Origin of the sequence: Allostella sp., from assembly GCF_041913585.1 — a bacterium.
Lineage (GTDB): Bacteria > Pseudomonadota > Alphaproteobacteria > ATCC43930 > Allostellaceae > Allostella.
On record NZ_JAYSFE010000179.1, the window covers coordinates 1 to 6,903 of the forward strand.

General features: G+C 71.3%; 5 protein-coding genes and 1 pseudogene. 4 read left to right on the forward strand and 2 right to left on the reverse strand.

The genetic code is table 11. The features are described from left to right. A pseudogene (locus ACE3Q3_RS22000) lies at positions 1–618 on the forward strand (hypothetical protein); the annotation flags it as partial. Positions 619–692: 74 nt separating this feature from the next. Here ACE3Q3_RS22000 and ACE3Q3_RS22005 read toward each other — a convergent pair. Continuing rightward, positions 693–1,583, reverse strand: a complete 891-nt coding sequence (locus ACE3Q3_RS22005) for a LysR family transcriptional regulator (RefSeq protein ID WP_374449594.1) — start codon at positions 1,581–1,583, stop codon at positions 693–695. Positions 1,584–1,586: 3 nt separating this feature from the next. After that, the gene (locus ACE3Q3_RS22010) at positions 1,587–3,206 is read right to left on the reverse strand and encodes a hypothetical protein (protein WP_374449597.1); all 1,620 of its coding nucleotides are present in this window, start codon (positions 3,204–3,206) and stop codon (positions 1,587–1,589) included. A gap of 163 nt (positions 3,207–3,369) precedes the next feature. On the opposite strand from ACE3Q3_RS22010, the gene ACE3Q3_RS22015 reads away from it, so the two are divergent. The 3 genes from ACE3Q3_RS22015 to ACE3Q3_RS22025 form a co-directional block, all read left to right on the forward strand. Then, on the forward strand, positions 3,370–3,912 hold the full coding sequence (locus ACE3Q3_RS22015) for a hypothetical protein (protein WP_374449599.1): 543 nt from the start codon (positions 3,370–3,372) through the stop codon (positions 3,910–3,912). A gap of 177 nt (positions 3,913–4,089) precedes the next feature. Beyond that, complete coding sequence (locus ACE3Q3_RS22020; protein ID WP_374449601.1) at positions 4,090–5,091, forward strand: response regulator; 1,002 nt, start codon at positions 4,090–4,092, stop codon at positions 5,089–5,091. Positions 5,092–5,212: 121 nt separating this feature from the next. After that, positions 5,213–6,903 (forward strand): PAS-domain containing protein (locus tag ACE3Q3_RS22025; RefSeq protein ID WP_374449603.1); only part of this gene is annotated, 1,691 nt, incomplete at its 3' end.

Sequence of the window (6,903 nt, forward strand, 5' to 3'; positions counted from 1 at the left end):
CTCGGCGGCGGCGACGACGGCACCTTGGGCGGCGCGCTGGACGAGCTGCCGGTGGTCGGTGAGGTGGTCGACAGCCTCGTCGGCGGCACCGGCGACGGGCTCGGCCTGACCGGGACGGGCGGCGTGGTCGACGACCTCTTGGGCAGCGACCCGGTCGGCGACCTGGTCGAGGAGCTGCCGCTGGTCGACGAGCTCGCGGGCGACCTGCTCGGCGGCGGCGACGACGGCAACTTGGGCGGCGCCCTCGACGAGCTGCCGGTGGTGGGCGACGTGGTCGGCGATCTGCTGGGCAGCGCACCGGACGACGATGCGGGAGCGTCGGTGGATGCCGCGGCCGAGGTCGAGGCCGATGCGGATCTGGATGTCGAAGCCGGCGCGGACGAACCCGTCGATCGCGACGAGTTCCCGGCCGTCGGCGACCTCGGCGGCGCCGGGGCCTCGGAGGACGACGAGGATATCGACCTGCTCGCCGCGATCCCCGTCCTCTCCGACGTGCTCGGCGGCGGTGCGGACGACGACGAGGAGGGGCTCGACGCCGGTGTCGGGGCGGTGGTCGAAACCCTGGTCGCGGCGACGCCCGACCCGATCGGCAGCATCGTCGGCGGGCTCTTCGGGTAGGTTCCGGGGACCATCGCTCGAAACGGCCCGGCGGTCGCCCGCCGGGCCGTTCCCGTGTGCGGGGGGCAGCCCGGTCAGGCGGCCTGGGTCGCCAGCCAGGGGAAGGACTTCACTTCCTTCACGAATTCGGCCGTGCCGGGCGAGAAGCGGCGGCCCGCCACCGAGACCAGCGAGACCTGCCGGGTGACCTCGGGCTCGGAGGTCACCCGGCTCTTCAGCCCGATGGCCGATATGGAGAATTCCGGCATCACCGCGATCCCGAAGCCGGCCAGCACCAGCCCCTGGACCCAGTCGTCGCGATGGCTGCGGTGGGCGCAGCGGAACTCGGCGCCATGCGCGTCCCATTGGCCGATGATCCGGTCGCGGGCCTCGCAGCTCAGCCGGTCGATATATGGTTCGCCGACGAGGTCGGAGAACGGCACATGGTTCATCGCTTCGTAGCGGTGGCCGCGCGGAAAGACCGCGACGTAGCGCTCCGTATAAAGCGGGATGGCGTCGAACCGGCCGCCGAGTTCGTCGACCAGGCCCATGACCGCGAGGTCGATCGCGCCGGACATGAGCTTCTCGGACAGCTCCTGGAGCGTGCCCTCGTGGAGCCACAGCTCGATCCCGGGGTGGTCGTGCTGGAATCCCGAGAGAAAGCGGGTGAAGCGCAGTGGCCCGATCGTCACCATCATCCCGACATTGAGCGGCGCCTTCTCGAGGCGGAGAAAATTCCGCGCGGCCGTCTTGGCCGCCGTATGGCGGGCATCGATCTGCTCGAGATATGGGCGGACCAGGCGCCCGAAATCCGTGAGGTGGGTCAGGTTGCGCTCGCGCCGGAAGAGCTGCCCGCCCAGCTTCTCCTCGAGCTTCTGGATCCCCTTGGTCAGCGCCGGCTGGGAGATGTTGCAGCGCATCGCCGCGCGTCGGAAATTCAGGGTCTCGCACATGGCTAGAAAGTAGCGGATCTCATGCATCTGCATGGCTCAGCGACTCCCTGGCTTCGAATCGGTTTCCATGTGTTGCCGATAATCTAGAAATGGTAGTGCCGCAATGATCGCCATCAAAGGGTGCTGCACGTTGTCGACGCGGATCGTGTTGTCGTAGACCTCGGTCCGCACGCCGCCGGCGACGCGGGCGCGGCGGGAGATGCAGAAGAAGTCCTCCTCGTCCATGAATGCGAGCTGGCGGATGTTGCGCAGCGCGCGGCGGAACGCCTGAACGTAGCGTCCCGCCCGATCCTCCTCGCCGAGCGCCCGGGCAAGCCCGATCGCCGCCGCCAGCCCCTCCATGTAGGCGCCGGTGGATGCGGCGTGCGGCGGGCCGTAGTCCGGCCGACCCGGATCGTAGAAGCGGCCGCGCATGTCGTCGGCCGGCGCCGTTTCCCATTGCTGCATCGGCAGCAGCCAGTCGTTCATCTCGAAGACGAAGGCGCTCCGCTCGGTCATGCCCGTCGCCGCGTGGAGGGCGGCGTGGGCCTGCGAATGCCAGGGCACGAAAGCCGGGTTGCGATGCGCCCGGTGCCAGTCGCGATAGTGGTCGAGGGACCGCAGCAGGCGGGCCAGCACCGCGCCGTCGCGGCGCGCGCCATGGAGGGCCGCCCAGAACAGGCAGGCTTCGCCGGGGTAGAAGTTCTGATTGTCGTTGCGCTCGCGCGGGAAATGGAAGGTGCGGAAGGACCCGTCCGGCCGCCACAGTCGCTCGATGCCGCGGCTCAGTCCCTCCAGCGCCGCCGCGCGCGGTGGCGTCGCGGGGGCCTCGAGCAGCGCCAGTCCGGCGATCGCTGCCGCGCCCAGCTTGGCCGAGCCACCGAGGACGATCATGCCGGTGCCGTCGGGTTCCTCCCGGTAGCAGGCCGCGAGCTGACGGTCGAGATTGCGCGTCCATGCCGCCATGGCGTCGGCCCGACCGGACCAGCGCGCGTAGCGGCCGAGCGCCAGCGTCCCCATGAACTGGCGCACCGCGTTGTCGGCGGGAGATTCCCGGCCGCGGCTCGGCCAGTACTTGTAGGTGAGCCGGCCATCTGCGGCGGTGTTGCGGACCAGCCAGCCGCCGAGTGCATGGGCGACGGTCTCGGGATCGACCGCGTCGACGGGCGGGCCGGCCCGGTGCCAGGGGCGCGTGGTCCCGCCGCGACCGAGCGGCATGCACAGGCTCCAGCCTGCGACCCGCAGCACCCGGTCGACGGGGCCGCCGAGCGCGGCGCGGCAGCGTTCCAGCGCCCGCGGCCAAGTGAGGTTGGCGGCGATCATGTGGCTCGGTGCCATGCGCGCCACGCGGCCGCCCGACCACGCCTCGAGGCCGTGGATGCCGGTCCAGCGCAGCGGCGGCGCGGCATCGGCTGGAACCGGTTGCGTGCGCCGCGGGAGGAACAGCTCGACGATCCCGCCCGGCCCCCGTTCTCCGACGAGGTCGGCGAGCGCGACCGGCGGCGCGAACCAGCCATGGTCCCGCCGCCGCCCGTCGCGGCGTTCGCAGAGATAGACAGGGTACGGCCAGTCCGAGCGCCCGTCGAGCCAGGCGGCGACCGCGTCGGCGGTCGTCTCCTGCGGCGCGGGCCCGGCATCGGCTGCGGCGCCACCGAGGTCGGGTTCGACGATCGGCAATGGTCCTGTCCTGGTCCGGCGCGCGGCTGGCGCCCGGTGCCCTCGAATCCAGTAACGCCGACGGCGTCGATGGTTCACGCGAAATCGGCCGCATGGTCGCATTTCCCGGTGGCGGGCCGCTTGTGTATCCTCCGGCGAACCAACCTTGGTGGGAGAAGCGGCCATGGGCGATGCGTTGAAGACGTTCTGCGAGGCGAGCCGCGCGGCGCTTCGCGGCGACCCGGGACCGGGCGGCCGCGAGCAGGTGCGCCGGATGGTCGAGACGCTGGTGTCCGATCCGGCCTTCGTCGCGGCGTGGCTCGGCGCGGATGCGCCGACCGGCAAGCGCACGCTCTACCAGGACCCGGAGCTCGGCTTCGTCGTGCTCGGCTACAAGCAGGACAAGCCCCACCGGTCGCCGCCGCACGACCATGGCAAGTCCTGGGCGATCTATGCCCAGGCCGACGCCTTCACCGACATGACGCTGTACCGCCGCACGGACGGCGGCGAAGGCGCCGGTCCCGCCAGGATCGAGGTCGCCCGCACCTATCGCCTCGAGCCGGGCCATGCCGGGCTCTACGACGGCCCCGAGATCCATGCCATCGACTATCCGGCGGGTGCCCGCTACGTCCGCGTGACCGGTTGCGATCTCGATCACGAGCCACGGCTGCGCTACGACCTCGCGTCGGGCGAGGCCAAGGTGATCGAGAGCGCGACGGCGAGCTGAGCGGGACGACGTCGGCTCGGCCACATTCCGGGCAAGTTCGTCCGGCAGAATGCGGGGCTCGGACGGAGGCGGCAGCCGCCGCCTCCACCGGGCATTGGACGGGCCGAGGGTGAACTTGCGCATTCGGTGGAACTCGCACAAGCTGGTCGGCGGACGCAGAACGTCGGGAGCCGCCCTATGCGCGCTCTGATCGTCGACGATTCCCTCGAAGTGCGCGAGGTGATCGCGGCCTATCTGGTCGCCGCCGGCTATCCGGACCCGGTCCGGGCGCCGGATGCGGAGACGGCGCTGCGCCTCCTCGGCATCGCGCATTCGGGAATTGCGGCCGCCGCTGCCGGAGCGGAGCGGATCGACGTCGTCCTCATGGACATCATGATGCCGGGCATGGACGGCATCGAGGCCTGCGCCCGCATCAAGCGCAACGGCGCGACCGCGGAAGTCCCGGTGGTGATGGTGTCCAGCCGCGACGACCACACGGCACTGCAGCAGGCGTTCCAGGCCGGCGCGTCGGACTATGTCCGCAAGCCGATCGAGCGGGTGGAACTGCTGGCGCGAATCCGCTCCGCCCTTCGCCTGCGCGCCGAACTCGAGCGGCGGCGCGGGCAGGAGGACGCGCTACGCGCCGAACTGGCACGGCTCCAGGCATCGCACGCGGCGGCGGCGACGGACGCGGCCACCGGCCTGCCGTCGGCCCTGGTGGCCGCGGCGGTGGCCGAGGCGGCGATCGCCGACGGACGGTGCGTCGCACTGTTGGCGATCGTCGCCGATGGCGCGGGTCCGGTCGGGGCCGCTCCGGTCGGCGGCATGCCGCCGGATGCGGCCGTCGCGAGCGCGCGCAAGGTGGCGGACGCGGTCGGCCGGGCATCGGCCGGATTGAGCGACCTGCTGGCCGCGGCCCCAGGGCGCCTGCTCGCGGTGACGGTCGATCGGCAGGCCGCCGAGGTGCAGGCACTGGCCGAGCGCATCCGGCTGGCGGTCGAGCGCGCGCGGATCCTCCGGGAGACCCCGGAGGGCGCGTTGGCCTCCGTCAGCGTCGGCATCGCCCATGCCGATGGCGACGACTGGCCGGGCATGCTGGAACGTGCGATCCGCGCGGCGAACGTCGCCTCCGCGCGCGGCGGCAACCGCGTCGAGGCGGCTCGGCCCGCCGCGCCCGAGCGGGTGCGCGACCGGGCCTGAGCGTCGCAGGGTCGGCCGGCGACGATCCACGTTCGGCGGGTCCGGGCGGCCGAACTCGCGCCTTGCGCGGCGTGACCTTTTCGCCGAATCTTCGGCGAACATGATGGCTGCCTAGACCGACATGCTTCGAGGGCGCCGGACTCTCGCGGTCCGCACGACGATTCTCGCGATCGGCGTGCTGCTGTTGTGCCTGATGTGGGTCTATGTCCTCTACCAGAGCCGCACCGAGCGCACCCAGGCCCTGGCCAATGCCACGCGCGACACGGCCAACCTGTCGATCGCGTTCGAGGAACAGACCCAGCGCACCATCGGCGCGGTCGAGCAGACGCTGGAACTGCTGAAGGCGGAATACGAGCGCGACCCGGCGTCCTTCGACGTGCGCCAGGCCTTCGAGCGGGTTCGCGGCTTGCGCGACCTCACCTTCCAACTTTCGCTCATCGGGCCGGACGGCCGGATGGTCGCCTCCAACATCGAAGGGTCGCGGCCGGGCATCGATCTCTCCGACCGCGAGCATTTTCGCGTCCATCTGGCCAGCGATTCGCGCACGATCTTCATCAGTGCGCCCCTGGTCGGCCGCGCGTCCGGTCGCCCCTCCCTCAACATCTCCCGGCGCCTCAACCGTCCGGACGGCGACTTGGCGGGAGTCCTCGTCCTGTCCTTCAGTCCCGACACGTTCATCCGCCTCTACGAGCGGGTCGATCTCGGCCAGCACGGCGAGATGCTGCTCGTGGGCCGCGACGGCATCGTGCGGGCGGTCGGCTCCAACCGCGGCGCGCGCTCCGGCGAGAGCATCGCCGACAAGCCGTTCTTCCGGCGCGTCCAGGCGGATCAGGGCGGAAGCGTCGCGATCGCCGGACCGCTCGATCAGGTGGACCGCATCTATTCCTTCCAGCCGGTGGACGGCCTGCCGCTGATCGTGGCGGTCGGCATGTCGACGGCGGAGATTGTGGCCCGGGTCGACGAGCGCGAGCGCAACCGGCTGGCCCTGCTCGGCGCAGTCACGCTGGCGATCCTGCTCTTCCTGGCCGCACTTCTCGTCGAGGTCGGGCGGCGTCACCATCGCGAGGAAGACCTCGAGCGCGAGCGCGAGACGCTGGCCCGGGCGAAGACGGACCTCGAACGGGCCAAGGCCGAGGCCGACGAGAAGACGCGCCTCTTCGAGACGACGCTGCTCAACATGAGCGACGGCGTCAGCTATTTCGATTCCGACCTGCGGCTTCGGGTGTGGAACCGCCGGTTCCTGGACCTGGCCGGCCTCGACGATGCGATGGCCGTGGTCGGGCGGCCGCTGGCCGAGATCCTGCGGCACCAGGCCGAGCGCGGCGAGTTCGGCAGCGTCGATCCGGCCGCGGAGGTTGCGCGCCGGGTGGCGCGCATCCGCGACCAGCCGATGATGGCGACCGAGCGGCGGCGACCGAACGGGCGCTATGTCGAGCTGCGCCGGACCCTGCAGCCGGACGGCGGCATCATCACGCTCTATACCGACGTGACCCTGCGCAAGCATGCCGAGACCGAGCTGCAGCGCGCCCGCGACATGGCCGAGCAGGCCCTGGCCGCCAAGTCCCGGTTCCTGGCGATCGTCAGCCACGAGATCCGCACGCCGATGAACGGGGTGATCGGCACGCTGGAACTGCTGGCCGACACCGACCTCGACCGCGCCCAGCGCCGCTATGTCGAGATCGCCCGCTCGTCGGCCGACGGCCTCGTCAGCATCATCAACGACATCCTCGACCTGTCGCGGCTGGAGGCCGACCGGATGCCGCTGGTGACGGCGGACTTCGACCTGCCGGCACTGCTCCACAGCGCGGTCGG

Bases quoted from the DNA above. Each gene is read 5' to 3' on its own strand.
- ACE3Q3_RS22005 (WP_374449594.1), bottom strand. From the start codon at position 1,583: ATGCAGATGCATGAGATCCGCTACTTTCTAGCCATGTGCGAGACCCTG.
- ACE3Q3_RS22015 (WP_374449599.1), top strand. From the start codon at position 3,370: ATGGGCGATGCGTTGAAGACGTTCTGCGAGGCGAGCCGCGCGGCGCTT.
- ACE3Q3_RS22020 (WP_374449601.1), top strand. From the start codon at position 4,090: ATGCGCGCTCTGATCGTCGACGATTCCCTCGAAGTGCGCGAGGTGATC.